Raw genomic sequence first — 26,759 nt, 5'->3', positions numbered from 1 at the left:
GCTCTGTTTAGGCTCTATCCGCTCAGTTTGGCCGCCGCCTGGGTGTAGCCGCCCGAGGCGCCGTCGATGAAATGCACGTGGTCGTCGCGCAGTGCCGAGGGGACGATGCAGGTCACCATCGCCTCGTCCTGCGCAAAGAGGCCATAGCGGATCTTGCCGCGCCCGCGCGCCTCGTCCAGAAGCGCCTCGATCCGGGTGCGGGTGGCCTCGTCGCAATCGAGCGTCATTTTCAGCCCGTCATCGAATTTGCGGAAATCGGCGTTGCTGCTGACCATGCGGGCATAGTGGTCGGGGTCGAACGAGCCCAGGTTCTTGCCGGTCTTGAACAGCAGCCAGATCAGCAGGTTCTGGCCCAGCAGGAACAGTTTGTGCAGCATCAGGTTGCGCCCGGCGCGCGAGACATGGGCATCGAGATCCAGCCCCGGCGGCGGCCAGTTCACCGCCGGCCCTTCGGCGGGCACCGGGTGGCCACCGCGCGCCAGCCCTTCGGAGGCCGCCACCACGCGCTGTGCGAGATCGGCGAAGTCACGCTCGGTGGCGCGGTCGGTCGGCAGCACCACCAGCGACAGGATCTGGCCGTTCTGCGCCCGGGCGTTGGACCAGCGGCACGAGAGGCCGGTCAGGTCGGGTTGCGCGCCGGGGGCGTCAGGGTCGATCCCATACTCTCCGGCCTTCATCCGGGTCTCGGCCCAGGCCAGTCCGCGCCCGGCGAACATGGCGTAATCCACGCCTTCCGAGGCCGCAAAGCGCGCCACGCGTACGTCGAGGCCTGCCGAGCGGATGTCCCTGACCGGCACCAGCGCGGCGCGCAGGGAGATTGCGAACTCTTCCTCAGCCCAGCGCCGCAGGGTCGCCAGCACCTGCCGGGTCTGGCCGGCCTGATCCCCCGGCACCGCAAACGAGGCGCCGTCGCCGCCGAATATGTAGGGAAACTGCTGATCGCCCAAAGCGTTGATCATCGCCGAGATCACCGCCGCACCGACCATGTTCACCGTCTTGTAGCGGCCTTCGGCGATCTCGCCGGTTGAATTGACGATGTCGGAAACGCCCACCATCCAATCGTCGGGCACCGGCTGGAACCGGCTGGGTTCGGCCATTCGCGCAAACTCGCGCTGGGGCACAAGCTGCGCATAGAACGGATCGTGCCTGTCAAACATCTGTGCCCTCACTCACATGTGATGCAGCATAGCGCAGTCGGGTCCGGGAACCGAGGATTGCAACAAATCACACGCGCTTGTGCATGGGCCGATAACATGTCAACCATCCCGGGTCGGAGGCGGTTATCGGAGGGGCGGGTCATGCAGGCAGGGTTGGTGGTCTTGTGCCTGGCCTATGTGCTGAGCCAGTTCTTCCGCGCCTTTCTGGCCGTTCTGACCGCCGATCTGGGCCGCGATATCGGGGCGGCGCCGGACGATCTGGCCGCGGCGTCGGGGCTGTGGTTTCTGACCTTTGCGCTGATGCAATTGCCGGTGGGCTGGGCCCTGGACCGGATCGGGCCGCGCCGGACGGCGGCGGTATTGCTGCTGCTGGGCGGAGGCGGCGGGGCGGCCCTGTTTGCGGTGGCAACGGCGCCGGTGCATGTGAGCCTGGCGATGGTGCTGATCGGGGTCGGTTGCTCGCCGGTGCTGATGGCGTCGTATTTCATCTTCGCGCGCGAATACGCTCCGGCCAAGTTTGCCACGCTGGCGGCGGTGATGCTGGGGGTGGGCTCGGTCGGCAATCTGGTCGCCTCCTACCCCACCGCGCTGGCGGTCGAGCTGGTGGGCTGGCGTGCGACGCTGAGCGGGCTGGCGCTGATCTCGGCGGCGGTGGCGGTTGGCATCTGGATGAGCGTGCATGACCCCAAGCGGGTTGAGACCGATGAGAAAGGTTCCCTGCTGGACCTGCTGAAGGAACCCGCGCTCTGGGCCATTCTGCCGCTGATGCTGGTGGCCTATGCGCCCTCGGCGGCACTGCGGGGGCTGTGGGCGGGCCCCTATCTGCGGGATGTGTTTGACCTGAACACGGCCCAGATCGGACAGGCCACGCTGATCATGGGGACGGCGATGATTGCCGGGACCTTCGCCTATGGACCGCTCGACCGCATCCTGCACACGCGCAAATGGGTGATCCTTGGCGGCAACCTGCTGGGGGCGGCGGCGCTGGGGCTGCTCTGCCTGTGGATCGGGCAGGCGGTGTGGATCTCGGTAGTGCTGCTGGCGGCCATCGGTCTGCTGGGCGCCTCGTTCCCGGTGATCATGGCCCATGGTCGCGCCTTCATCCCGCCGCATCTGGTGGGGCGCGGTGTGACCTTGCTGAATCTCTTTGGCATTGGCGGCGTCGGTATCATGCAGTTCGTGACCGGGCGCATCCATACGGCAACCGTGGATATGGGCGCCTCGGCCCCCTATACCGCCATCTTCGGCTTTTTTGCGGTCGCACTTGCCGCCGGTTGCGCGGTATATGTCTTCAGCCGCGACAGTGTCGAGTGACCACACCTTAGGCCCGCGCCAGGAGAGCCCCGTGAAAGACGTGCGTGTCATCGCCCCCAATCTCAAACGCAGGTTGTCCGGCGTCACCGCGACCATTGCCCGGCTGGTGCCGCTACAAAGCCAGTGGATCGGGATCGCCGCCACTGGCCCGGGCCTGCCCAAGGACATCCCGCATATTCCCCTGTCCAAGGTGCTGTTCCTGCCGCGCGGGCAGATGCGGGTCTGGCATGCGCGGCGCAACACCGAGATGTTGCTGGGCCTGATCCTGCGCGGCCTGTTTCGGATGCGGCTGAAACTGCTGTTCACCAGCGCCTCGCAGCGGGCGCATACTGGCTACACCAAATGGCTGATCGGCAAGATGGACGCGGTGGTGGCCACCTCGCGCAAGACCGCCGGGTATCTCGATTGCGAGGCGCGGGTGATCATGCACGGGATCAACCTGGAGAACTTCACGCCACCCGAGGATCGCGCCGCGCTGCGCGCAAAGCTCGGCTTGCCGGACGGCCTGTTGTTGGGCTGTTACGGGCGCATCCGGCATCAGAAGGGCACCGATGCTTTTGTCGATGCGATGATCGCGCTCTGCCGTGATTTCGACGATGTGGCGGGGATCGTCATGGGACGGGCCACGGAGAAGCACACCGCCTATCTGGCTGAACTCAAGGAACGGGTGACTGAGGCCGGGCTGGCCGAGCGTATCCTATTCAAGCCCGAGGTCACGGTGGACCGCATCGCCGAATGGTATCAAGTGCTCGACCTGTTCATCGCGCCGCAGCGGTGGGAAGGGTTCGGCCTGACCCCGCTTGAGGCGATGGCCTGCGGTGTGCCGGTGGTGGCGACCGATGTGGGCGCGTTTTCCGAGATCGTGACCGATCCGTCGCTGGGCCGGGTGGTGCCGCTGGATGACATCCCGGCGCTGACCGAGGCTGCCACCGAAATGCTGCGCGACCGCGATTCTCTGGCGCAGTCCGGCAGCGCCGCCCGCGCCCATGTGGAACAGCATTTCGACATCGAAGGCGAGGCCAAAGCGCTGGTCGAGGTCTACCGCGCGCTGCTGGATCAAGCCTGAGACACCGCGCCACGGCTCAAATCGTCGTCAAACCCGGAAATGCGCCCCCTTTGCCCCTTTTTTCTTTCGGACAAGGCGGCTATGAACGCGCGTCCTTAATTCAGGAGACACAACATGGGCTATCGCGTCGTTGTCGTCGGCGCCACCGGTAACGTGGGCCGCGAAATGCTGAACATCCTGGCCGAGCGCCAGTTCCCCGTGGACGAACTTGCCGCCCTGGCAAGCCGCCGTTCGCTGGGCACCGAGGTCAGCTTTGGCGACAAGACACTGACAACCCAGGACCTGGACACCTTCGATTTCACCGGCTGGGACATGGCGCTGTTTGCCGTGGGCTCGGCGGCGACCAAGGATTATGCGCCCAAGGCGGCGGCGGCGGGCTGTGTGGTGATCGACAACTCGTCGCTCTACCGCTACGACCCGGACGTTCCGCTGATCGTGCCCGAGTGCAACCCGCAGGCGGTCCACGGCTATTCCAAGAAGAACATCATCGCCAATCCCAACTGCTCGACCGCGCAGATGGTGGTGGCGCTGAAGCCGCTGCATGACCGCGCCACGATCAAACGAGTCGTTGTCTCGACCTATCAGTCGGTTTCGGGCGCGGGCAAGGAAGGCATGGACGAGCTGTGGGATCAGACCAAGGCCGTCTACAACCCGATCAACGAGGTTGAGCCGAAGAAGTTCCAGAAGCAGATCGCCTTTAACGTCATTCCGCATATCGACGTCTTCATGGAGGACGGCTCGACCAAGGAAGAATGGAAGATGGTCGCCGAGACCAAGAAGATCGTGGACCCCGCGATCAAGGTCACCGCGACCTGCGTGCGGGTGCCGGTCTTCGTTGGCCATTCCGAGGCCGTGAACATCGAGTTCGAGGAGTTTCTGGACGAGGATGAGGCCCGCGATATCCTGCGCGAGGCGCCGGGTGTCATGGTGATCGACAAGCGCGAGGCCGGTGGCTATGTCACGCCGGTGGAATGCGTGGGCGATTTCGCCACCTTCATCAGCCGTATCCGTCAGGATTCGACCATCGAGAACGGTCTGAACCTGTGGTGCGTCAGCGACAACCTGCGCAAGGGTGCGGCGCTGAACGCGGTGCAGATTGCCGAGCTGTTGGGTCGGGAAGTCCTTAAAAAGGGCTGAGAAAGGTAGCGTTTTCGACTGAGGCCGCCCCGAACAGGGCGGCCTTTTTCGTGCGGCAATGGCCGTTTTGGCCACAAATTTCCCCCTTGCGTGGGCCCGGAACGTGCTTGCCAAGCCGTCGGTGCCTTGCGACGCTTGCTGCAGTTATTTCCTGCATCGAAGCGAGCTGTCATGCGCTATCTCATTTCTCTTTTTGCCCTGATCCCGTCCCTTGCCCTGGCCGACACCTTTCCGGTGGAAACGCAGGTTTCCGAGGTGACGCTCTATCCGCAAAGTGCCGCGGTCACGCGATGGGCGCAGTTCGCGGTGCCCGCCGGGGATCACCGGCTGGTTCTGCTGGGCATTCCCGCCTCGGACTCGATCCTTGAAACGCTGGATATCCAGCTTGAGGGGGCGGCACAGAACGCGCTGGTGGTGCGGACAGATAACGTGCCCTGGTATGATTACAAACGCGACGAGGTGCGGGCTGCTGAGGATCGGATCACCGAGATCGAGCACCGGATCGAGGCGGTTGAGGCCGAAGCCGCCCGTGCCCGCCTGAAGGCCGAGGCCGCCGCGCAGACGATCGCGTTTCTGGGCAAGCTGGGCGACAATGAAGGGCTGGCCGAGGCCGGCAGCGATGGGCTGCGCGATATTGCCCGGATGATCGGAGAAGAAGCGCTGAGCGCCGGAGAGGCCGCGCAGACCGCCGAGATTGAGGCCGGTGAGATCGAATTGCGGCTGGAGGCGTTGCAAGAGGAGTTGCAGGCGGCTGAGGCGGATTTTCGCGCCATTGCGCTGGAGGATGAATCCCGGCTGTTCGCCGCTGTCGACATCAGCGCGGCGGAGGCGGTTCAGGGCTCGGTTTCCATCGACTACCTTGTCATCGGCGGCGGCGAATGGGCGCCGGTCTATGAGTTCGACCTGAAGACCGGCGAGGCGCCCGAGATTGCCATCGCCCGCAGCGCGGTTCTGAGCCAGAACACCGGCGAAAACTGGGAAGACGTGACGCTGCACCTTTCCACCTTACAGCCGACCGGGGAAAACAGCGCCTCGTACCTCGTGCCCTGGCGCCGCATGATCTTTGAGCCGAGGGCGCGGAAACTGAGCACGGAAGGGGCGGTGTTTTCGATGGCGCAGCCGTCCGCCGAGGCCGATATGGTTTTGGAAGAAGCCCCCCGCGCCGTGCCGGTGACGTCCGCAGTCGAAGGGACCGGGGTGACCTTCACGTTGCCCAACCCGGTGTCGCTGGCCTCGGGCGCGGAATTCATGGAGATGCGCATCGACACGCTAACGCAAGGCGCCGAGGTGTTTGCGCTGGCGGTGCCCTTGCAGGACCGAACCGCGTTCCGCACGGCGCGATTCACCAACGAGTCCGGTCAGACGCTGCTCGAATCCAGCCTGTCCAAATGGTATGTGGACGGTGTCTTCGTGGCCGCCGGATACGCGCCGATGATCCGTCAGGGCGAAGAGGTCGAGATGGGGTTCGGGCCGCTGCACGGGCTGGCGATCAAGCGTGATGTCCTCAACCGCAGCAGCGGCGATACCGGCATCATCACCAGTTCGAACCAACAGGTGGAGCGGGTCGAGATCCTGATCGAGAACCTAACCGCGCAAAGCTGGCCCCTGCGGCTGCTGGACCGGGTGCCCTATTCCGAGCAGGACGATCTGGAGATCGACTGGAGCGCCTCGCCCCGTCCGAACGAGGAGAATGTCGACAAGCAGCGCGGCATTCTGGCGTGGGAGATGGAGCTGTCCCCGGGCCAGACCGAGACCATCCGGCTGGACACCACGCTGGGCTGGCCCGAAGGGATGGAGCTGCGCTAGAGCGGGTAGCGTTGCATCGCACCCTACAGCATCGGCGAACGCGTTATGCTTTGCAAACGCTGCCTCGCCGCTGCCTTCGGGTTCACAACTCCGAGCAAACGCGACCCGCTCTAATCAGCTCTGCGCTTCGACTAGCTGTTTGAGGTTGGCCAGCCCGGCCTCGTAATCGGCGCCGACCCAGCTATCCATCATCAGGCCCATCCAGCGCATGGCGGGGTTCAGGCCGAGCTCAGTCTCGAACCCCCATGTGACCTCGGTCCCCCCTCCGGCCGGGGTCAGCGTGAACTGGGCCGTGGCCGTGCCCATGTCACCGAAATCGAGCGCGGTCTTGACCGATTGGTTCTCGACGCTCTCGATGATCTCCTGCGTGCCCGATCCGACCTGCGGATGCTCGGACGCCCATTGCAGCTTGTTGCCGACGCCCGCCTCGGCGCCGGTATAGGTCAACTGCGTCTGGGGATCGCGGGACAGCCAGGGCGACCAGCCTTCGGTTTTCTGCATCGAGTTCACGTGCGGAAACACCGCCTCGGGCGGGGCGTCGATGGTGATCGAGCGCGCCACCACGGCCTTGCCGGGCAGCAGATAGGCGATCACGACAAGGGCGACGATGATCACCACCAGAACCGTCAGAATTCGTTTGATCAATCGCATTTCCTGCTCCAATCCAAATTGGGTTAACCTGCCGTGATCATAACAGAAAAAGGGCGCGGACAGAGCCCTGTTCCGCACCCTTTGGCAATTCCTTGCTGGGGCTGCCTGCGCCTCAGACCTCGACGAATGTCTCGGTCTGCGGGTCGTAGCATTGCAGCCCGCCTTCGCCGATATCGGTCCAGAGGCCATGCAGGCTGAGCGCCCCTTCCTCGACCGCCGAGGCGATGAAAGGGAAGGTCATCAGGTTGTCGAGCGACGCCACAACCGCCTGTTTTTCGAACTGACGCGCCTGTTCGGTGCTGTCTTCCACGTCGGCGACCAGATCGTATTTGGGCTTCAGGATGTCCATCCAGCGGCCGACAAAGCTGTCCTTGGCCTCAAGCTGCGGCGCCTTGCCCTTGCACATGTCGATACAGCCTTGCACGCCGCCGCATTGCGAATGGCCCAGCACGATCAGGTGCGCGACCTTCAGCGCGGTTACCGCATATTCGATGGCGGCGCTGGTGCCGTGGTGGTCGCCGTCGGGCGCGTAAGGAGGCACCAGATTGGCGATGTTGCGGTGAATGAAGAACTCACCCTGATCGGCACCGAAGATGGAAGTGACATGCACGCGGCTGTCGCAGCACGAGATCACCATTGCGCGCGGGCGCTGCCCCTCGGTGGCCAAACGTCGGTACCAGACCTGATTTTCGGAATAGGTCGTGGCCTTCCAGCCATGGTAGCGTTTCACCAGATAGCTCGGCAAAGGTCGGGCAAAATCCATCTAATCGTCCCTGTGTTTGTCGGTTCTGTCCGGTCATTTAGTGGGTATTGAAGAAAAATTCGAGACATTATCCGGTCCTGCGACAACCTTTTGCAAACTACTGTGGCCGCAGGATGCTGTCCGTGCCGTGGGGGTACGTGACTATTGGGGTGAACGTGGTGGATAAAGTTATCACACTCGTACAGAACGAATCCGTGCGTCTGGATCCCGAACGTCTGAGCGGGCTTTATTCTCAGCTCGGCGATGCCGGGGCCGAGGATGTGGTGTGCCGGGCCATCGAGGAACTGGCCGTGCGCCTGTCGAATTGCGAGCGGTTGTGGCGGCAGCAGGATTGGCTGGACCTGCGCAAGAGCGCGCGCTCGCTGATCGCGATATCGGAGCAAATCGGCATGACCGCGCTGGCCCGGGTGGCGGGCGACGTGACCGAGGCGGTCGACAGTGGCGATCCGGTTGCGACCAGCGCCACCCTGTTCCGACTGATCCGGGTGGGCGAACGTTCGCTGACGGCAGTCTGGGATTTGCAGGATCTTTCGGTCTGAGCGGGGTTGCGGGCGCGGGTTCGCAGGCTAGTCTGGGTTGCATCTGAATTGAGGTGAGCCGCCCATGACCCTGTCCTTTGCCGTGCCGAGCGATGGCGCCATTCCGTTGCATGTGATCGAACAGTCCGAGCTGGAGGGCTGGCTGTCGGATCAGCCGGATGCTGTCCGGTCCTGGGTCGAGGCGAACGGGTTTACCGGCGCCATCGGGCAGGCTCTGCTGGTTCCCGGCGCCGATGGCGTCGGCATGGCGCTGGCCGGATACGGCACGGCGGCCAAGCGGGCGCGCAAGCGGTTCCCTCTGGCTGCTGCCGCCGAGAAGCTGCCCGAGGGGGCGTATCGTATCGCGTCTGGGGTTGGCGATGACCCCCTGCCGACCGAGTGTTTCGGATGGCTGATCGGTGGTTATGCGTTCGACCGGTACAAGAAACAGTCGCCTGCCAAGGCGCGGCTGATCGCGCCTGACAGTGTGGATGCTGCCCGGATCGAGGCTCAGGTGAATGCCGAGGCGCTGATCCGCGATCTGGTGAACACGCCAGCCTCGGATATGGGGCCGGAGGCGCTGCAGGCGGCTGCCGAAGGGCTGGCCGGTGAGTTTGGAGCTACGTGCGAGACGATCACCGGTGATGCGGTGCTGGCGCAGAACTTTCCCATGATCCACACGGTGGGCCGCGCTGCCGAACAGGCGCCGCGTCTGATTGAGATGAATTGGGGTACATCCGGCCCCAGGTTGACGCTGGTGGGCAAGGGGGTCTGTTTCGACACCGGCGGGCTGGACCTGAAACCGGCCTCCGCAATGGGGCTGATGAAGAAGGACATGGGCGGGGCGGCCAATGTGCTGGGGCTGGCACGGATGATCATGGCGTTGGAGCTGCCGCTGCAATTGCGGGTGCTGATCCCGGCGGTCGAGAATTCGGTTGCGGGCAACGCGTTCCGGCCCGGCGACATCCTGACCTCGCGCAAGGGGCTGACGGTCGAGATCAACAATACCGATGCCGAGGGGCGGCTGGTGCTGGCCGATGCGCTGGCGCTGGCGGATGAGGGCGCGCCGGATCTGGTGATCTCGATGGCGACGCTGACCGGGGCGGCGCGGGTGGCGGTGGGGCCGGATCTGGCGCCGTTCTACACCGATGACGATGCGGCGGCTTCGGCCTTGGCGCAGGCGGCGGCACAGGCGGCCGATCCGGTCTGGCGGATGCCGTTTCACGAGCCTTACGAGGCGCTGATCGAGCCGGGGATTGCCGATCTCGACAATGCGCCCTCGGGCGGGTTTGCGGGGTCGATCACCGCCGCGCTGTTCCTGCGCCGATTCGTGACCGAGAGCCGGTATGTGCATTTCGACATCTATGCCTGGCAGCGGAGCAAGGAGCCGGGCCGAACCAAGGGCGGGTTGGGTCAGGGACCACGCGCCTTGCTGGCGGCGCTGCCGGAACTGCTGGGGCTATGAGCACGCGGCGCGTCACCGCCCCGGTCGTGGATCTGCTGCGCGCACCGGAGGGGCCACGGGACCGGCAGTTGCTCTATGGCGATACGGTGCGCGTCGAGGATGAGGCCGATGGGTGGAGCCGTGTGGTGGCCGACAAGGATGGCTATCCCGGTTGGCTCCGGTCCGAGTTGTTAGGTCTTGAGCAGGCCGCGACCCATTGGGTCAGTGCAGCTGCCACCCATGCCTATGAGCAGGCGGATATGAAAAGCCCGGACCGGCTGTCGCTGAGTTTCGGCAGCCGGGTGGCGGCGCTGTCCGAGACCGGAGGTTTCATCGAGACCAATCTTGGTTTCATTCCCAAGGTGCATCTGGGGCCCGAGGGCACGGTTCTGTCCGACCCGGTGGCGGTGGCGGCGCTGTTTCTGGGCACGCCGTACCTGTGGGGCGGCAACAGCCGGTTCGGGCTGGATTGTTCGGGCCTGGTGCAGGCGGCGCTGCTGGCCTGTGGGCGGGAGTGCCCCGGTGACAGCGGTGCTCAGGAGCGTGCTTTGGGCACGGCGCTGCCCGAGGGCACGGCGCCGCAACGGGGTGACTTGATGTTCTGGAAAGGGCACGTGGCCTGGGTTGCCGACGCGGACACACTGCTGCATGCCAACGCGCATCACATGGCGGTGCAATATGAGCCGATTGCCGAGGCCATCCCGCGCATTTTGGCGCAGGGCGACGGGCCGGTGACCGCGCATAAGCGGCTCTAATCCGGGTCGACTGCCCGGATCAGCTTGCGTTCCAGCACCCGCAGGACCGTGCGTAGGTCCTGTCCGCGCTTGAGGATGCGCCCGTCCATGCCGACGACCGAGTACATGCCCTGCCGCTGACGCAGGCGGGGGTGTTTTTCCACGCGGTAGATGGGATGTTCGGCGGTGCGGCGGAAGATTGAGAAGACGGCTGTGTCGCGCAGGCTGGAAATGCCGTAATCCCGCCACTCTCCCAAAGCCACCATCCGGCCATAGACAGAGAGGATAAGGGACAACTCGCGCCGGTCGAACGCGACCTGCATCTGGGCCGGGCCCGTACCAAACGGGCTGGGAGGCTGCATATTCATGCCGCAAGCCTTGCCAGTTTTTTTCATCAAATCAAGCCTGCAGCGCGCAAATCGCTGGCAGTTGAGGCGGCGCGATCACTGCAGTTTCCTGGATAGCCCTGTTTTGCGCTTTTTTCAGCTCGGCTGTTTGGCTAGGGTCGCAGAGCAACCTAAAGTTGAGGCAAGACAAGTGGACACGAGGTAAAATTGAGCGACCTTCCAACGCTTTATATATTTCTGGATGAGGGAGGGAACTTTGACTTTTCGCAGAGTGGCTCAAAGTACTTTACGCTGGTCTGTGTGAGTATGCGTCGTCCATTCGCGCTTCATACCGCTTTGGACTCATTCAAGTACGATCTGATCGAGTTTCGCAAAAAGCCGCGTATTGATCTGGAGTACTTTCACTGCGCTGAGGACAATCAGTACATCAAGCGGAAGATGTTTGGGCTTCTGGCCGGGCATGTTGCCGAGAAGTCTGTAGACGCGGTCGTTGTGGAGAAATCAAAAACTGGCCCTGCCCTGCAGGCTCCTGAACAATTTTATCCAAGGATGCTGGGATACCTTCTGCGGTACGTAATGCAGAATACGCCCGATGGCTTTGGAGAACTGGTGATTATTACCGACGCGATTCCGGTTAACAGGAAGCGCCGGGCAATTGAGAAGGCCTTGAAGACGGTTTTGGCCGAGATGTTGCAATCCGCAACCCCGTATCGGCTGATGCATCACGCGTCAAAAGCTCATTACGGGCTGCAAATCGCGGATTATCTGAACTGGGCCATTTTCCGGAAATGGGAGCGAGGCGATACTGAAGCGTATGACAAAATTCGCCAACTCATCCGCAGTGAGTTCGACATCTTCCAGCGTGGTACCCGACACTATTATTGAAATTTGACCCCCCCGACTACCATTCGGAGAACCCCTTGGGTTCTTATCATCGGGAGGGAACCTTTGACGCCAAGATAACCTCGATACTGTAAATTTCAAGCTAAGACTACGCTTACCCGAAACTCCCCTGACAGAACCAGCCCGAGGACATCGTGCCGCCATGGCCGTAGAACAGCCACAACCGGTCGCCCTGCTCGGTCACCACCACCCAGTAGTCGCGCACGCCGCTGCGCCAGTTGGGATCGTCCAGCCACCATTCCGGCGCGATGCGTTCGGGGCCCGAGGCCTGTGCCAGCCGCCAGTCGCGTCCGCGCCAGCGGAACGCCTGCGGCACGGCGGATGTGTCCGGTGCGGTCACCGGTTCCGGCTGCCACAGAAGCAGGGGACGGGGACGCGATGGGGCGGGCCAGTCGCGGGCGGGCTCGGACCAGGCGGCGGCCAGGGTCTGCGCGGTTTTCTCGGGGATGTGGGACGCGGCCGGGTGGCGGCGGGTGATCGCCTCGAGCCCCACCCGCGCGCCCAGCTTGCCGATCAGGTCATCGACGGCGGTGTTGCCCGCCAGCCGGTCGCGCACGGCGCGGCTGGCCTCGGCATGGCCGGTCAGGGTGCGGGCATGGACCGGCTCGGTCTGCACTGCCTCAAGCCGCAGCATGTCGATACCATAACCGGCGTCGATCTGGTCGATTTTCATCTCTAACAAGGGGCGAATGCGGTATTTGTCGAAGGACGGACGGGCCAGCCCGACCTCGACCACCTCGGCGGCCTGATCGGTGCGGTGCGCCTCGAGCCGCAGGGTGCGCACGCCGCGCGCCTTGTCCTCGAGCCGAGTGCAGAGCGTGGGCAGCATCCGGTCGATTGCCGCCATCACGTCCTCCTCCAGTCCGATCGGGTTGGGCAGGGTCATCCGCACCGCGAAGTGATGCGGCGGGCGGGCGGGCGAGACCGGCTCGGGCGCGCTGCCCATGGCCTGATCCATCCGCGCCACCAGCCCGCGCCCGAAGCGGCGGGCCAGCCCGGCACGCGGCTGGCCCAGCAGGTCGCCGACCCGCCGCAGCCCCAGCCGGTTGAGCTGTGCCATTGTGTGATCCTCAAGCCGGAGGGCGGCAATCGGCAGCGGGCTGAGCGCGCCATAGGTCTGGCCCGGCGGAGCGATCCGGGCGCCGCCGCCCAGCGCCACCACCTGTGGTGCCGCGCCGCCCCGGGTCCAGTGCCGCCGCTTGCCCGCCCGGGCGCGGGTGGCGCGGGCCTCTTGCGAAATCGCGTCGCCGTTGCGGTCCGATGTGGCCTCTTGCCCCGCATAGCGCGCCAGCGCCCAGGCCGCGCCCAGCGTGTCGGCGATGCCCATCTGCACGCTGAGCCCCATGTCGGCGCAGTCCTGTTCGACCACGCTCAGCAGTGTCTCCTCCCCGCCGAAGAGATGGGCGCAGCCCGACAGATCGATGACCAACCCGTCCGGCAGTTCTTCGGCCACCCAGGGGCTGAACTTGCCCGCCCAGCGCCGGATCGCGGTGAGAAAGCTGGCCTCGGCCGGGGCGTTGCGGGCCCGCGTGATCAGCGCCGCGCACATGGCGTGGGCATCGCGCACCGGCTGGCCGATGCGCAGACCGGCGGTCTCGGCCTCGGCATTCATCGCCGAGATGACCTGCATGTTGGATTGTTCCGCCACCACGGCCAGCGGGCCGGTCTGCAGGCCGCGCGCGGCGCGCATCAGCCGTTCCGCACCGAGGCGGGGAAACCAGAGGGAGAGGATACGGCGTCTGGGCATGGGCAGGCAACAAATGTTCTTATTTTGTTCTTATCCGGGAATCGCCTGCAGAGTCGAGTCCCGCTCCGGGCTCGGGTGGTGTCGCTATCGATATGAAAAAGGGCTTAGCCGCAGGTCAGGCGCTGAATCACCCCGGCCCCGTTGACGAAGACGTTCAGCCGGTCGATGCGGTAATCCTGCGTGGCGATGTCATTGGGGCCGAGCACGCGGGACCGGGTGGGCAGCGTGGCCTGGATCGTCGACACCGGCTGGCCGATGGCATCCACGAACGGCTCACCTTCGCAGAAGGCCAGATCGACCGGCGCGGCTTCGGGCTCTGCCGTGAGGTCCACCGGCGCGCCGGTTTCGGTGCAGGCGGCCAGCAGCGGCAGGATCAGAACAAAACGGTGCATTGGCGCTCCTCTCTCCGGTGATGTCGGTTCCGGAAGGTCGTCTTTTCCGGCAGCCTGTCATGAAACGGGAGTTGAAAACACCCTGTATTTGACGCAGGGTCGAGCGAAGTTGACAGGGAGAGATAACACCATGCGTACCCGTGCCGCCGTTGCCCTTGAGGCGGGCAAGCCCTTGGAAGTGATGGATGTTAACCTCGAAGGCCCCAAGGCGGGCGAGGTTCTGGTCGAGATCAAGGCCACCGGTATCTGCCACACCGATGAGTTCACCCTATCGGGTGCCGACCCCGAGGGGCTGTTCCCCGCCATCCTCGGCCATGAGGGCGCGGGCGTGGTGGTTGAGGTCGGCCCGGGCGTGACCAGCTTGAAGCCGGGCGATCACGTGATCCCGCTTTACACGCCGGAATGCCGCGAGTGTGAATACTGTCTGCATCCCAAGACCAACCTGTGCCAGGCGATCCGTTCGACGCAGGGCCAGGGCCTGATGCCCGATGGCACCTCGCGCTTTTCGACGCTGGATGGCGATCCGATCCTGCATTACATGGGCTGCTCGACCTTCTCAAACCACACGGTTCTGCCCGAGATCGCGCTGGCCAAGGTGCGCGAGGACGCGCCGTTCGACAAGATCTGCTATATCGGTTGCGGCGTGACCACCGGCATCGGTGCGGTGATCAACACGGCGAAGGTCGAGATTGGTTCACGTGCCATCGTGTTCGGTCTGGGCGGCATCGGTCTGAATGTGATTCAGGGCCTGAGACTGGCGGGCGCCGATCAGATCGTCGGTGTCGACCTGAACCCCGCCAAGGTGGAAATGGCCACGAAATTCGGCATGACCGATTTCGTCAACCCCGGCGAGGTTGAGGGCGATTTGGTGCCTTATCTGGTGGACCTGACCAAGGGCGGCGCAGACTATACCTTTGACGCCACCGGCAATGTCGGCGTGATGCGCGCGGCGCTGGAATCGGCACATAAGGGTTGGGGTGAGTCCATCATCATCGGTGTGGCGCCCGCGGGGGCCGAGATCTCGACCCGTCCGTTCCAACTGGTCACCGGCCGGTCCTGGCGCGGCACCGCCTTCGGCGGTGCGCGGGGGCGGACGGATGTGCCCAAGATCGTGGACTGGTACATGGAAGGGAAGATCGAGATCGACCCGATGATCACCCACACCATGGGTCTGGACGACATCAACAAGGGCTTTCACCTGATGCACGCGGGCGAGAGTATCCGGAGTGTAGTAATCTACTGATACAAAATCTCTCAAGGGCCGCAATTCAGCGGCCCTTCTTAATTCAAAACAAATTCTGTCATGCCCACGACTTCTCCTCGCCTCGCTGTCCTTATTGATGCCGACAACATCTCGGCCAAATATGCCGGGGCGATCTTCGACGAAGTCGCTTCACTCGGCGAGGCCAGCATCCGGCGCATCTATGGCGATTTTTCTAGTGGATCCCCGCAAGGATGGGACAAAGACACGCTGGCCAATCTGGCAATCGTACCGCATCAGCAATTCGCAAACACGACCGGCAAGAACGCAAGCGACATCGCTTTGGTTATCGACGCGATGGACATACTGCATTCCGGTCGTTTCGAGGGTTTTGTACTAATCTCATCCGACAGCGACTTCACCCGTCTGGCAAGCCGAATTCGGGAACAGGGGCTCGACGTTTTTGGAATTGGAATGCGCAAGACGCCCGCGGCGTTCGTGGCGGCCTGTAAGCGGTTCATCTACGTTGAAAACCTTGAGGGTGACGCACGTGAAGACAATAGAAAAGGGGACGTTGACGCCAAGCCGAAGAATGTCGATCTGAACAAGCCGTATCAACTCATCAACAACGTCCTGTCGGACACAAATGACATTGATGGTTGGGCTACTTTGGCATTTGTCGGCAGCGAGCTTGTGAAACGTTACCCGGATTTCGACTCGCGCACATATGGCTTCAAACGCCTTAGTGAACTGGTGAGGGCCATTGGCCGTTTCGAGGAACAAGGTCAGGGTGCGGATTTCAGAATTCGAAATGTGCCCGGCTGACCAAGCCCCAAGGCCTAAGCCCCATACCGCGCCATGAAGGTGTCCACGGCTTGTTTGGCGACGTCGTCAATCTCGTCCTGGGTAAAGCTGTTTTGAATCCCCAAGACGGCCCGCATCCACAGACGCACCTTGCAAAGCTCCGAGAACTGCTCGGCGGCCATCGGGATGTCGTCGATCACCAGTTCACCCGCCGCGACGGCCTTTTCTAGATACTCGCACATCTGGCGCTGGCCGTTTTCAGGGCCTGCCGCGTAGAAAGCGCAGCCCAGTTCGGGGAAGCGGTCGCGCTCGGCCACGCAGATGCGGAACACCTGCTGCGCGAATTCCGAGGTCAGGAAGGCCACCAGTTGCGTCGCGGCGATGGTCATCACCTCGCGCACCGGTTTGGTCTCATCGATCATCGACAGGATGCGCTCGGACATCAGGCGGCATTCGGTCTCGGCCACCTCCATGAACAAAAGCCGCTTGTCCGGGAAATAGCTGTAGAGCGTTGCCTTGGACACGCCTGCCGCACGGGCGATGTCATCGACGCTGGCGCCCTCGAACCCGTCGGCCATGAACACCTCGCGCGCGCCCTTCAATACCTGGTCGAATTTCCGGCCCGTGCGCAGGATGGTGGCTGGCTGGTTCATGGCTTCTCCTGGGGAATGTCACCTTTCAAACCTATAAACCGGGCGGTTTAGTTTCAATGATTTTCCGGGGTCGGGTTGCAGGGGCACACGCAATTGCTATGTTAGAATCATTCTAAAACAGGGGCAGCAGATGCGATTTCTTTCTCACCGTAAACATTTTCGCGACCTGTCCGGGCAGGAGGTGATCGCACTGGCGATTTCGTCCGAAGAGGACGACGCGCGCATCTACCGGTCCTATGCCGAGATGCTGCGTGCGGACTATCCGGCGACCGCAAAGCTGTTCGACGGCATGGCGGCGGAAGAGGATGAGCATCGCGCCCAACTGATCGCGCTGCATGAGGCGCGGTTCGGTCCGGTCATCCCGCTGATCCGGCGCGAGCATGTGGCGGGCTACTATGCCCGGCGTCCGGTCTGGCTGGTGGAGAACCTCGGGATCGAGCGGATCCGCGAAGAGGCCGAGGCGATGGAGCGCGATGCTGAGCGGTTCTATCTGGCCGCCGCCGCACGCACTTCGGACGCGGCCACCCGCAAGCTGCTGGGCGATCTGGCGGCGGCGGAAGCCGGGCATCAGGCGACGGCGTCCGAGTTGGAGAACACCCATCTCGACGACGACAGCCGCGCCTCGGAAGAGGCCACGGCGCGGCGGCAATTCATCCTGACCTGGGTGCAGCCGGGGCTGGCGGGGCTGATGGATGGCTCGGTCTCGACCCTGGCGCCGATCTTTGCCACCGCCTTTGCCACGCAGGACACCTGGACGACCTTTCTGGTCGGGGTCGCGGCCTCGGTCGGGGCGGGGATTTCGATGGGGTTCACCGAGGCGGCGTCGGACGATGGTGAGCTGTCGGGGCGCGGCTCGCCGGTCAAGCGCGGGATCGCGTCGGGGGTCATGACCACGCTCGGCGGGCTGGGCCATGCGCTGCCCTATCTGATTCCGGATTTCTGGACCGCCACCACCGTCGCCATCATCGTCGTGTTCTTCGAGCTTTGGGCGATTGCGTGGATCCAGAACAAATACATGGAAACTCCGTTCTTCCGCGCCGCGTTTCAGGTGGTGCTGGGCGGGGCGCTGGTGCTGGCGGCGGGCATTCTGATTGGCAGCGGATAGCGAGCCACCATTGCGGATCGGTCAAAAACTGTTACCAATTCCGCCATGGTCGAGATCTTTCTGCGCACCCTTCCCTTCTTCGCGATCATCGGCCTGGGCTACTGGGCCGGGCGCAGCCGTTTTTTCAGCAAAGAGGCGACGGCCTATCTGACGAAGTTCGTTTTCTATTTCGCGCTGTCGGCAATGCTGTTCCGCTTTGCCGCGACCCTGCCCTTTGCCGAGATCTTCGACGCCCGCCTGATGCTGGGCTACCTGCTCGGCACGGTCGGGGTCTACGCGCTGGCCACGCTGGTGGCCTTTCTGCGCGGCCTCGACATCCCCACCGCAGCGGTCGAGGCGCAATGCGCGGCCATCGGCAATGTAGGGTTCCTCGGACTGCCGATGCTGGCGCTCCTGTTCGGCGAGGCGGCCATCGGGCCGGTGATGCTGGTGCTGACGGTGGATCTGGTGGTGTTCTCGTCGCTCATTGTGATCCTGATCAATGGCGGCCGCGACGGGCGGCTGACGGCTGGGACGTTGAGGCTCATCGGTCTGGGCCTGCTAAAAAACCCCATGATCGTGTCTATCTCGGCCGGGCTGATCTGGTCCGCCCTGCGCCTGCCGGTGCCGCCGCCGCTGAACGACTTTCTCACCATCCTCGGGGGCGCGGCCACGCCGGGCGCGCTGTTCGCCATCGGCGCGTCGCTGGCCAGCAAATCCGCCGAACGGGTGCAGATCGCCGGCTGGCTCAGCTTCTGCAAATTGACCATCCACCCTGCTCTCGTCGCCATTGTCCTGCTCTGGCTGATTCCCGTCGCCCCGTTCTCCGCCACCGTTGCCATCGCCGCCGCGGCGCTGCCGGTTGCTGGCAACGTCTACATGCTGGCCGCCCATTACGGCGTGGCCCCACACCGCGCCTCGGCCGCCATCCTGCTTTCGACCGCCGCCAGTATCCTGACCGTACCGCTGGTGATCGCCTGGGTCGGCACGCTCTGACCTTCCTCTTGCTAAAAATATCCCCGCCGGAGGCTCCCGCACTTTACGCAAGCGCCTCGGACCGGTAGCGATAGCCAAGCACCAACGCCCGATACCAGACAAGGACCAAGCCAGATGGAAACCGTTTCGGAAAACACCTGTTTCGGAGGCGTACAGGGCGTCTACCGCCACGCTTCGACCGCCTGCAACTGCGACATGACCTTCGGCCTGTTCCTGCCGCCCGAGGCCAAGGACGGCCCGGTTCCGGTGCTGTGGTACCTGTCAGGCCTCACCTGCACCCATGAAAACGCCATGACCAAGGCGGGCGCCCAGGCCTGGGCCGCCGAGCAGGGCATCGCGCTGGTCTTTCCCGACACCTCGCCGCGCGGCGAAGGCGTGGCGGATCACGAGGATTATGATCTGGGCCAGGGAGCCGGGTTCTACGTCAACGCCACGCAAGACCCCTGGGCACCGCATTTCCGGATGTGGGACTATGTGGCCGAGGAGCTGCCTGCGCTGATCACCGGGAACTTCGCCATCGACGCCGAGCGGCAGGCGATCACCGGTCACTCGATGGGCGGCCACGGCGCGCTGACGCTGGCGATGAACCTGCCGGGGCGCTACCGTTCGGTCTCGGCCTTTGCGCCGATCTCGAACCCCACCGGCAGCGACTGGGGCCGCAAACAACTGAGCGCCTATCTGGGCGATGACGAGGCCGCGTGGGCGACACACGATTCCTCGCTGTTGATGAAGGAAAAGGGTTTTGACGGTCCGATCCTGATCGACACCGGCACCAGTGACCAGTTCATCGACCTGTTGCGCCCCGAGGCGCTGGCCGGGGCCATCGCCGAACGCCGCCAGCAGGCCACCAACCGGCTGCAGCCCGGCTACGATCATTCCTATTTCTTCGTCTCGACCTTCATGGAGGATCACGTCAGTTTCCATGCCGAGGCGCTGTACGAGGGCTGAGCGATGCGCAAATACGATTACGATCTGATTATCATCGGGTCCGGCCCCTCGGGCAGGTCCGCCGCAATTCAGGCGGGCAAGCTGAAGCGCCGGGTGCTGGTGATCGACCGCAAGGACCGGCTGGGCGGGGTGTCTGTGCATACCGGCACCATCCCGTCAAAGACCCTGCGCGAGACGGTGCTGAACCTCTCGGGCTGGCGCGAGCGCAGCTTTTATGGCCGCTCCTACCGGGTGAAGGACCAGATCAGCGCCGAGGACCTCAAGGCGCGCCTGCACATGACGCTGGACTACGAGGTCGATGTGCTGGAGCATCAGTTCAATCGCAATCATGTGGACACGCTGAACGGGCTGGCGAAATTTGTCGGTCCGCATGAAGTCGAAGTGGCGACCGAGGCAGGCGACACCACCCGGCTGACCGCGGCCAAGTTCCTGATCGCCACCGGGACCAAGACCTATCGCCCCGATTACGTGCCCTTCAACGGCAAGACCGTGGTGGATGGGGACGATTTTCTGGAGATGGGTGAGATCCCCCGCTCGCTGGTCGTCATCGGCGCCGGTGTGATCGGGGTGGAATACGCCACCATGTTCTCGGCGCTGGATGTGCGGGTGTCGCTGATCGAGCCGCGCGACAGTTTTCTCGATTTCATCGACCGCACGCTGATTCAGGAGTTCACGCATCAGATCCGCGAGAACGGTGTCGATCTGCGGCTGGGTTCAGCGGTGGAGAAGATCGAGGATGCGGGCACCCATATCGAGGTGAGTCTCGACAACGGCCGTCATGTGCGGGGCGAAATGCTGCTGTTTGCGGCTGGGCGGATGGGAGCGACCTCGGCGCTGAATCTCGATGTGGTGGGGCTGGAGACCGATCATCGGGGCCGGCTGGAGGTGGATCGCAAGACCTATCAGACCGCCGTGCCGCATATCTACGCGACCGGCGACGTGATCGGGCATCCGTCACTGGCCTCGACCTCGTTGCAGCAGGGCCGGGTGGCGGCCTGCGACGCGCTGGAGACGCCGACCCTGCCGGAAAGCCCGTGGTACCCTTACGGCATCTATTCGGTGCCCGAGATGTCCACCTGCGGCATGTCCGAGGAGGAGTTGCAGGAGCGCGGCATTCCCTATGAGGTGGGTGTGGCGCGGTTCCGCGAGACCTCGCGCGGGCACATCATGGGGCTGGAGCATGGCATGCTGAAGATGCTGCTGAGCCTCAAGACCCGCCGGGTTCTGGGCGTGCAGATCGTCGGTGAGGGCGCGACCGAGCTGATCCATATCGGTCAGGCGGTGATGAACCTGAAGGGGACGGTGGATTACTTCGTCCAGAACACGTTCAACTATCCGACGCTGGCCGAGGCCTACAAGATCGCCGGGCTCGACGCGTTCAACCGGATGCCGATCCCGGATGAATTCAAGGTCCGCAAGCCCGCGAAAGCGGCGAAGAAGGCCGAGCCAAAGGCGGAGGTCAAGCAGGACAAGGCGGCGGAGTAGTGGCGCTCTATGTCGATGCCGATGCCTGCCCGGTCAAACAAGAGGCCGAGCGGGTGGCCACCCGCCACGGGCTGACCATGTATCTGGTGTCAAACGGCGGGTTGCGCCCGTCGCAGAACCCGCTGGTTCAGGTGGTGATCGTGTCCGAGGGCGCGGATGAGGCGGACAAGTGGATCGCCGAGCGCTGCGGCGCGGGCGATGTGGTGGTGACCTCGGACATCCCGCTGGCCGCCAAATGCGTCGAGGCCGGGGCGCGGGTGCTGCGCCACAATGGCGAGGCGTTCACGGCGGCCAATATCGGTCAGCAACTGGCGATGCGCGACCTGATGGCCGATCTGCGTGCCGCCAACCCGCTGGGCGCGGGCGGTGGTGGCAAGGCGTTTTCCAAGGCCGACCGCTCGCGGTTTCTGGACGCGCTGGAACGGGAAATCCGGGCGGCGTCGCGGACCTGAAGGGCCAGAGGCTCCCGCCCGTCGGCGCCGCATCGAAGATGCGACCCCTTCCGTTGGGCCCGGCAGCGCGCGGGCAGGCCCGCGCGCTGGAACCGCCGGATTTCGCGGGTTGTCGCGATATTTGGGCCGGTTGTGGCTTGATCATTGGCGCAAGGATTGTTTCAGTCTGCCGTAAGGTATTCTGTTTGCTGCGGGAACGCCGTGGCCCGATCTATTGGAAAGGCGCTTCATGCCCGTCAACGCTGTCATTTTCGATATCGGCAATGTGCTTATCGAATGGCAACCCGAACGCTATTATGACCGCGTGATCGGCGCGGACCGCCGCAGGGCGATGTTTGCCGAGGTCGATCTGCACGGGATGAACGATCTGGTGGATCAAGGGCATCACTTCACCGACACCATCTATGGCTGGGCCGAGAAATACCCCGAATGGCGCGACGAGATCCGCATGTGGCATGACAACTGGATCGAGCTGGCGGCGCCGGATATTCCGCACTCTGTCCGTCTGTTGCGGGCATTGCGGAGCAAGGGCGTGCAGGTCTTTGCGCTGACCAATTTTGGGGTGCAGAATTTCGACTATGCCACCACCGTCTATGCCTTCCTGAACGAGTTCGACCGGCATTATGTCTCGGGCCGGTTGAAGGCCGTGAAGCCGCATGCGCCGATCTACGAGATGGTCGAGGCCGATTGCGGGCTGGCCCCGGAAACGCTGCTGTTCACCGATGACCGGATGGAGAATATAGACGCCGCCACCGCGCGCGGCTGGCAGGCGCATCACTTTGAGGGCCCGCAGGGCTGGGCCGCGCGGCTGGTATCCGAGGGTCTGTTGACTGAAAGCGAGGCGGCATGAGCGTTCTTCACATCCCCTTTGCTGAAGGTGAGGCGAACCTGGACTGGCTGGAACTGACCCGCGCGCTGACCGACGGGCACACTCTGCCCAAGGCCGAGATCGGGGATACGTTGCTCTATCGCGATCCCGACACCCTGCTGTCGCGGGCGGCGTGGATCGACGGGCTGGGCATGGCGGTCAAGACGGCGACGGTGTTTCCGGGCAATCCGAACCGGGGCCAGCCGATGATCAACGGCGCGGTGTGCCTCTATGGCGATGGCGACGGGACGCTGTCGGCGCTGATCGACTTTCACCTCGTGACCAAATGGAAGACCGCCGGAGACAGCCTGCTGGGCGCGCTGCGGCTGGCCGATCCCGGCAGCCGCGAGGTGCTGATCGTCGGCGCGGGCACCGTGGGCCGGTCGCTGTGCGAGGCGTTCGGGGCCGGGTTTCCGCAGGCCAGGATCCGGATCTGGAACCGCACGCTGTCAAAGGCGCAGGCCTTGGCGGAGACGCTGGAGGGCGTGGGTGTTGCCGAGGATCTGGCGGAGGCGGTGACCCGCGCCGACATCGTGGTCTCGGCCACCATGTCCACCGAGCCGGTGATCAAGGGCGAGTGGCTGCGCCCCGGTCAGCATCTGAACCTGATCGGCGCCTACCGCCCAGACATGCGCGAGGCCGATGATACGGCGCTGAGGCGGTCGCGCATCTTTGTGGACAGTTTCGACACCACCATCGGTCATATCGGCGAGATACAGATCCCGCTGGACGACGGCACCATCTCGCGCAGCGATCTGGTTGCCGATTTCTACGATCTGGAGGCTTTTGTGCGGCGCGCGGATGAGATCACACTCTTCAAGAATGGTGGTGGTGCCCATCTGGACCTTATGACCAGTCGCTATATTCTGGACAAATGGCAAGCGGTATCCTGATCCTTATTCTCGTTCTTCTCGTTTTCGTCATCGGGGCGGCGGCCCTGCCCTATTGGGCGGAGGCTCGGCGCAGGCCCATGGACGAGTGGGAACGACGAGACGCGCCCGGTACATGCGTGCCGCTGTCGCAGGGTGTCACCCATTACCAGTGGCATGGGGCGGTGCGCGGACCGGTGGCAGTCTGTGTCCACGGGCTGAGCACGCCGTCTTTTGTCTGGAACGGGCTGGCGCGGGCATTGGGGGCGATGGGGTACCGGGTGCTGACTTATGACCTTTATGGGCGTGGATATTCGGATCGGCCCGAGGGGTCGCAGAACGACGACTTCTTCATCAAGCAGCTCGAAGACCTGCTGGACGATCAGGAGATTGAAGAGGATTTCACCCTCTTCGGCTATTCCATGGGCGGGGCGATTGCCACGGTGTTTGCCGCCAAGCACCCCAACCGGGTCCGGCACCTGGTGTTGCTGGCCTCGTCCGGCATGGTGATGACAACCGACCGGGCCACCCAGTTCATCCGGCAGAAACAGGGGCTGGGTGACTGGCTGATGCTGGCGCTGTTTCCCGGGCGCCATCGCAGGGGAACCGAGGCCGAGCGCGCCTTGCCCAGTTCGGTCCCGGACATCGTGGACCTGCAACAGCGCGAACTGCACTATCGCGGGTTTGTTCCAGCGGTGCTCTCAAGCCTGCGCGGCATCCTCTCGCGCGAGTTGCAGGACGAGCACCGCACCATTCACCGCGCCGGTGTGCCGGTGCTGGCGATCTGGGCGCGCGAGGACGACGTTATCCCGCTGTCCGCCATGGGGCGCCTGACCGAATGGAGCCGCGACGCCTGGCAGGAGGTAATCGAGGATGCCGGGCACGGGATGACCTATACCCATACCGATCAGATCGCGGCGATCCTGAGCGAGCGGCTGCGCGACGGGTTGAACTGATCAGGCCGGTTGCGCTGCTGGCCCACGGTTTTCCCGGATCGGCAGGTGCACGATGGCGCTGAAGGCGCCCACGCCCACGCCGACCCACCAGACCATGGTGTAATCGCCGTAGAGATCATACATCCGCCCGCCCAGCCAGACGCCCAGGAACCCCCCGATCTGGTGGCTGAGGAACACGATGCCATAGAGCGTGCCCATGTAGCGCAGCCCGTAGAGATGCGCGACCAGCCCCGAGGTCAGCGGTACCGTGGCCAGCCACAGCGAGCCCATCACCACCGAGAAGATGATAACCGACATCGGCGTGATCGGCAGCAGGATGAAGGCGGCGGCCACGATGGTGCGGGCGGTATAGATGCCCGCCAGCAGGTATTTCTTGGGAAAGTGCTTGCCCGCCCAGCCCGCCGCCAGCGTGCCGCCGATATTGGCCAGCCCCACCAGCGAGATCGCCACCGCACCCAGCGCCGAGGTGGTGGTGATGCCCATCGAATGCAGCACGCCACCCGGCTGGATCGGCCCGCACATCTCGGTCACGAAGGCGGGGAAATGAGCGGTGATGAAGGCCAGCTGGTAGCCGCAGCTGAAAAAGCCCAGGAAAATCAGCGTGTAGGACGGATCGCGAAAGGCCTTTTTCAGGATCTGGCCCATGCTTTCCTCAAGCTCCTGCTTGCTGGCGGCCTCCGGCGCGCGCATGAAGGGCAGCGTCAGGATCAGAGCGAGGATCACGGCCGCAAAGACCAGGAAGACCTGTTGCCATGACAGAAAGCTCAGCAACCATTCGGCGGCTGGCGCGCCGATTACCTGTCCGGCGCTGCCTGCTGCCGTGACGATGGCCAACGACATCGAGCGGTTCTCGTCCGAGGACGCCCGCCCGACCACGGCCAGCACCACACCAAAGCCGGTCCCGGCGATGCCGAAACCAACGAGCCAGGCATAGATCTGGTGCCCCAGCGGCGTGACCGACCACGCCGACAGCACCATACCGGCGGCATAGGTCAGTGCGCCGAGGATAATGGCCCGGCGGTCGCCGATCTTTTCGGCAATGGCACCGAAGATCGGCTGGCCGATGCCCCAGGCCAGGTTCTGGATCGCGATGGCCAGCGAGAAATCGGTTCTGAGCCAGCCGAACTCTTCGGCAATCGGGATCTGGAACACCCCGAAGGACGCGCGCACGGCAAAGCTCGCGGTGATGATGATACATCCGACGATCAGAACGGGGGTCATCAGGCGGGCCGAGCGGTCCATGCAAATCTCCGGTTGCGTGTCCGTCGGACCCTAAGCTGAATCCCGTTTACGTCAATTCAGGAGTTTTGCGCACACACTTAACCAAAATTGATGCGGGCTGCCCCGGCACCGCTTTTCAAGCCGAATCCGCCGCGCTATGGCTGCGATATGTCGGACGTTTCCGCATTTTACGCCACCCGGGTGGCCGATGGCATCCTGCAGGCCGATGCCGCGCAGGAGGCGGTGCTGCCGGAGTTCGAGCGTATCCGCGCCGCCGTGTCTACCCCGGTCAAGCGCGGGCTGTTTCGCAAAGCGCCGCCGCCGCCCAAGGGCCTGTATCTGTGGGGCGGGGTCGGGCGCGGCAAGTCGATGCTGATGGACATGTTCGTCGAGACGCTGGGTGACGTGCCGGTGCGGCGGGTGCATTTCCACGCCTTCATGCAGGAGATCCACACCAAGATGCACGAGGCGCGGCAGCGTGGGGTCGAGGACAGTCTGGCGCCGGTCGCGGCCGAAGTAGTGAAAGCGGTCAAGGTTCTGGCTTTTGACGAGATGCAGATCACCGACATCACCGATGCGATGATCGTGGGACGGCTGTTCGAGTTCCTGTTCGACGCGGGCGTGGTGGTGGTGACCACCTCGAACCGGGTGCCGGACGACCTTTACAAGGACGGGCTGAACCGGCAGTTGTTTCTGCCCTTCATCAAGCTGATCAAGGAACAGCTCGTGGTGTGGGAGATGGTCTCGCCCACCGATTACCGGCAGAACCGGCTGGAAGGCTCGCAGGTCTATTTCACGCCGATCGGGCCCGAGGCGCGCGAGAGTATCCGCGGGGTCTGGCGCGATCTTTCGGGCGGGCCGGCCGAGCCGCTGACCCTGCATGTGAAAGGGCGCGAGGTGGTGTTGCCGGCCTTCCGCAACGGGGTGGCGCGCGCGTCGTTCTACGATCTGTGCGGACGGATGCTGGGCCCCGGGGATTATCTGGCGATTGCCGAAGAGGTGAAGGTGCTGGTGCTGGAGGATATCCCGCGCCTGTCGCGGAACAATTTCAACGAGGCCAAGCGGTTCGTGACCCTGATCGACGCCTTGTACGAGGCAAAGGTGCGGCTGATCTGTTCGGCAGCGGCAGAGCCCGAGATGCTGTATGTCGAGGGCGAAGGGACGTTTGAATTCGAACGCACCGCGTCGCGTCTGCGGGAGATGCAGGCGAAGGACTGGGGGCCTTAGGGGGCTCTGCCCCCGT

27 protein-coding genes are annotated in these 26,759 nt (G+C 63.9%); 19 read left to right on the top strand and 8 right to left on the bottom strand.

What is annotated here, in order from left to right:
* Positions 1-14 precede the first annotated feature (14 nt).
* A complete protein-coding gene (locus AB3N21_RS08070) occupies positions 15-1,157 on the bottom strand; it encodes a DUF3095 domain-containing protein (protein WP_367934747.1) in 1,143 nt (380 codons plus the stop codon).
* Between the two features lie 141 nt (positions 1,158-1,298).
* Between AB3N21_RS08070 and AB3N21_RS08065 the strand changes: the two genes are divergently transcribed.
* The 4 genes from AB3N21_RS08065 (at position 1,299) to AB3N21_RS08050 (ending at position 6,480) form a co-directional block, all read left to right on the top strand.
* A complete protein-coding gene (locus AB3N21_RS08065; protein ID WP_367934746.1) occupies positions 1,299-2,471 on the top strand; it encodes an MFS transporter in 1,173 nt (390 codons plus the stop codon).
* A gap of 31 nt (positions 2,472-2,502) precedes the next feature.
* A complete protein-coding gene (locus tag AB3N21_RS08060) occupies positions 2,503-3,537 on the top strand; it encodes a glycosyltransferase family 4 protein (RefSeq protein WP_367934745.1) in 1,035 nt (344 codons plus the stop codon).
* 114 nt (positions 3,538-3,651) lie between these two features.
* A complete protein-coding gene (locus tag AB3N21_RS08055; protein WP_367934744.1) occupies positions 3,652-4,674 on the top strand; it encodes an aspartate-semialdehyde dehydrogenase in 1,023 nt (340 codons plus the stop codon).
* A gap of 171 nt (positions 4,675-4,845) precedes the next feature.
* Positions 4,846-6,480 (top strand): DUF4139 domain-containing protein, encoded by a 1,635-nt coding sequence (locus tag AB3N21_RS08050; protein WP_367934743.1) that lies wholly within the window; start codon positions 4,846-4,848, stop codon positions 6,478-6,480.
* 114 nt (positions 6,481-6,594) lie between these two features.
* Here the strand turns inward: AB3N21_RS08050 and AB3N21_RS08045 are convergent, their stop codons facing one another.
* Both AB3N21_RS08045 and AB3N21_RS08040 read right to left on the bottom strand, forming a co-directional pair.
* Positions 6,595-7,131: an SRPBCC family protein gene (locus AB3N21_RS08045; RefSeq protein WP_367934742.1), complete on the bottom strand. Its 537-nt coding sequence runs from the start codon at positions 7,129-7,131 to the stop codon at positions 6,595-6,597.
* Positions 7,132-7,243: 112 nt separating this feature from the next.
* Positions 7,244-7,894, bottom strand: a complete 651-nt coding sequence (locus AB3N21_RS08040; RefSeq protein WP_171179035.1) for a carbonic anhydrase — start codon at positions 7,892-7,894, stop codon at positions 7,244-7,246.
* 149 nt (positions 7,895-8,043) lie between these two features.
* Between AB3N21_RS08040 and AB3N21_RS08035 the strand changes: the two genes are divergently transcribed.
* The 3 genes from AB3N21_RS08035 to AB3N21_RS08025 all read left to right on the top strand — a co-directional run bounded on the left by AB3N21_RS08035 (position 8,044) and on the right by AB3N21_RS08025 (position 10,611).
* Entirely contained in the window at positions 8,044-8,433 is a 390-nt protein-coding gene (locus tag AB3N21_RS08035) for a hypothetical protein (protein WP_367935068.1), read from the top strand.
* Positions 8,434-8,497: 64 nt separating this feature from the next.
* On the top strand, positions 8,498-9,877 hold the full coding sequence (locus AB3N21_RS08030) for a M17 family metallopeptidase (protein WP_367934741.1): 1,380 nt from the start codon (positions 8,498-8,500) through the stop codon (positions 9,875-9,877).
* Positions 9,874-10,611, top strand: coding sequence for a C40 family peptidase (locus AB3N21_RS08025; protein ID WP_367934740.1), 738 nt, complete (start codon positions 9,874-9,876; stop codon positions 10,609-10,611). The genes AB3N21_RS08030 and AB3N21_RS08025 overlap by 4 nt, the downstream gene beginning before the upstream one ends.
* Here AB3N21_RS08025 and AB3N21_RS08020 read toward each other — a convergent pair.
* Positions 10,608-10,958 (bottom strand): DUF2794 domain-containing protein, encoded by a 351-nt coding sequence (locus tag AB3N21_RS08020; protein ID WP_367934739.1) that lies wholly within the window; start codon positions 10,956-10,958, stop codon positions 10,608-10,610. The two genes, AB3N21_RS08025 and AB3N21_RS08020, sit on opposite strands and share 4 nt — an antisense overlap.
* A 186-nt stretch (positions 10,959-11,144) precedes the next feature.
* Between AB3N21_RS08020 and AB3N21_RS08015 the strand changes: the two genes are divergently transcribed.
* Positions 11,145-11,822 carry a DUF3800 domain-containing protein gene (locus tag AB3N21_RS08015; RefSeq protein WP_367934738.1) on the top strand — a complete coding sequence of 226 codons (678 nt, stop codon included), beginning with the start codon at positions 11,145-11,147 and terminating at the stop codon, positions 11,820-11,822.
* Positions 11,823-11,934: 112 nt separating this feature from the next.
* Here the strand turns inward: AB3N21_RS08015 and AB3N21_RS08010 are convergent, their stop codons facing one another.
* Both AB3N21_RS08010 and AB3N21_RS08005 read right to left on the bottom strand, forming a co-directional pair.
* Positions 11,935-13,587 carry a DNA polymerase Y family protein gene (locus AB3N21_RS08010; RefSeq protein WP_367934737.1) on the bottom strand — a complete coding sequence of 551 codons (1,653 nt, stop codon included), beginning with the start codon at positions 13,585-13,587 and terminating at the stop codon, positions 11,935-11,937.
* A 104-nt stretch (positions 13,588-13,691) separates the two neighbouring features.
* Complete coding sequence (locus tag AB3N21_RS08005) at positions 13,692-13,979, bottom strand: I78 family peptidase inhibitor (protein WP_367934736.1); 288 nt, start codon at positions 13,977-13,979, stop codon at positions 13,692-13,694.
* Positions 13,980-14,109: 130 nt separating this feature from the next.
* Between AB3N21_RS08005 and AB3N21_RS08000 the strand changes: the two genes are divergently transcribed.
* On the top strand, positions 14,110-15,222 hold the full coding sequence (locus tag AB3N21_RS08000) for an S-(hydroxymethyl)glutathione dehydrogenase/class III alcohol dehydrogenase (protein ID WP_367934735.1): 1,113 nt from the start codon (positions 14,110-14,112) through the stop codon (positions 15,220-15,222).
* Positions 15,223-15,282: 60 nt separating this feature from the next.
* A complete protein-coding gene (locus AB3N21_RS07995; protein WP_367934734.1) occupies positions 15,283-16,005 on the top strand; it encodes an NYN domain-containing protein in 723 nt (240 codons plus the stop codon).
* Between the two features lie 14 nt (positions 16,006-16,019).
* On the opposite strand, the gene AB3N21_RS07990 is transcribed toward AB3N21_RS07995, so the two are convergent.
* Positions 16,020-16,637 carry a TetR/AcrR family transcriptional regulator gene (locus tag AB3N21_RS07990; RefSeq protein WP_367934733.1) on the bottom strand — a complete coding sequence of 206 codons (618 nt, stop codon included), beginning with the start codon at positions 16,635-16,637 and terminating at the stop codon, positions 16,020-16,022.
* Between the two features lie 130 nt (positions 16,638-16,767).
* Between AB3N21_RS07990 and mbfA the strand changes: the two genes are divergently transcribed.
* From mbfA to AB3N21_RS07950, 8 genes are all read left to right on the top strand, one after another.
* On the top strand, positions 16,768-17,742 hold the full coding sequence (gene mbfA, locus AB3N21_RS07985) for an iron exporter MbfA (RefSeq protein ID WP_171175569.1): 975 nt from the start codon (positions 16,768-16,770) through the stop codon (positions 17,740-17,742).
* A 45-nt stretch (positions 17,743-17,787) separates the two neighbouring features.
* Positions 17,788-18,717 (top strand): AEC family transporter, encoded by a 930-nt coding sequence (locus AB3N21_RS07980; RefSeq protein WP_367934732.1) that lies wholly within the window; start codon positions 17,788-17,790, stop codon positions 18,715-18,717.
* A 114-nt stretch (positions 18,718-18,831) separates the two neighbouring features.
* Positions 18,832-19,665 carry an S-formylglutathione hydrolase gene (gene fghA / locus AB3N21_RS07975; protein WP_367934731.1) on the top strand — a complete coding sequence of 278 codons (834 nt, stop codon included), beginning with the start codon at positions 18,832-18,834 and terminating at the stop codon, positions 19,663-19,665.
* A gap of 3 nt (positions 19,666-19,668) precedes the next feature.
* Positions 19,669-21,150 (top strand): Si-specific NAD(P)(+) transhydrogenase, encoded by a 1,482-nt coding sequence (gene sthA / locus AB3N21_RS07970; protein ID WP_367934730.1) that lies wholly within the window; start codon positions 19,669-19,671, stop codon positions 21,148-21,150.
* Positions 21,150-21,602, top strand: coding sequence for a YaiI/YqxD family protein (locus tag AB3N21_RS07965; RefSeq protein ID WP_367934729.1), 453 nt, complete (start codon positions 21,150-21,152; stop codon positions 21,600-21,602). The genes sthA and AB3N21_RS07965 overlap by 1 nt, the downstream gene beginning before the upstream one ends.
* A gap of 229 nt (positions 21,603-21,831) precedes the next feature.
* Entirely contained in the window at positions 21,832-22,452 is a 621-nt protein-coding gene (locus AB3N21_RS07960; RefSeq protein WP_367934728.1) for an HAD family hydrolase, read from the top strand.
* Entirely contained in the window at positions 22,449-23,363 is a 915-nt protein-coding gene (locus tag AB3N21_RS07955; RefSeq protein ID WP_367934727.1) for an ornithine cyclodeaminase family protein, read from the top strand. Before AB3N21_RS07960 ends, AB3N21_RS07955 begins: the two co-directional genes overlap by 4 nt.
* Positions 23,345-24,295, top strand: coding sequence for an alpha/beta fold hydrolase (locus AB3N21_RS07950; protein WP_367934726.1), 951 nt, complete (start codon positions 23,345-23,347; stop codon positions 24,293-24,295). Before AB3N21_RS07955 ends, AB3N21_RS07950 begins: the two co-directional genes overlap by 19 nt.
* Here the strand turns inward: AB3N21_RS07950 and AB3N21_RS07945 are convergent, their stop codons facing one another.
* Positions 24,296-25,537, bottom strand: a complete 1,242-nt coding sequence (locus AB3N21_RS07945) for an MFS transporter (protein ID WP_367934725.1) — start codon at positions 25,535-25,537, stop codon at positions 24,296-24,298. It lies immediately after the preceding gene.
* Positions 25,538-25,684: 147 nt separating this feature from the next.
* Here AB3N21_RS07945 and zapE point away from each other — a divergent pair, with 147 nt between their 5' ends.
* A complete protein-coding gene (gene zapE / locus AB3N21_RS07940) occupies positions 25,685-26,743 on the top strand; it encodes a cell division protein ZapE (RefSeq protein ID WP_367934724.1) in 1,059 nt (352 codons plus the stop codon).
* The last annotated feature ends 16 nt before the right edge of the window (positions 26,744-26,759 follow it).

The sequence above is a fragment of the Ruegeria sp. genome (genome assembly GCF_040830605.1).
Lineage (GTDB): Bacteria > Pseudomonadota > Alphaproteobacteria > Rhodobacterales > Rhodobacteraceae > Ruegeria.
The sequence above is the reverse complement of the archived record's forward strand: the minus strand, read 5'-3'. Positions and strand labels throughout refer to the sequence as shown.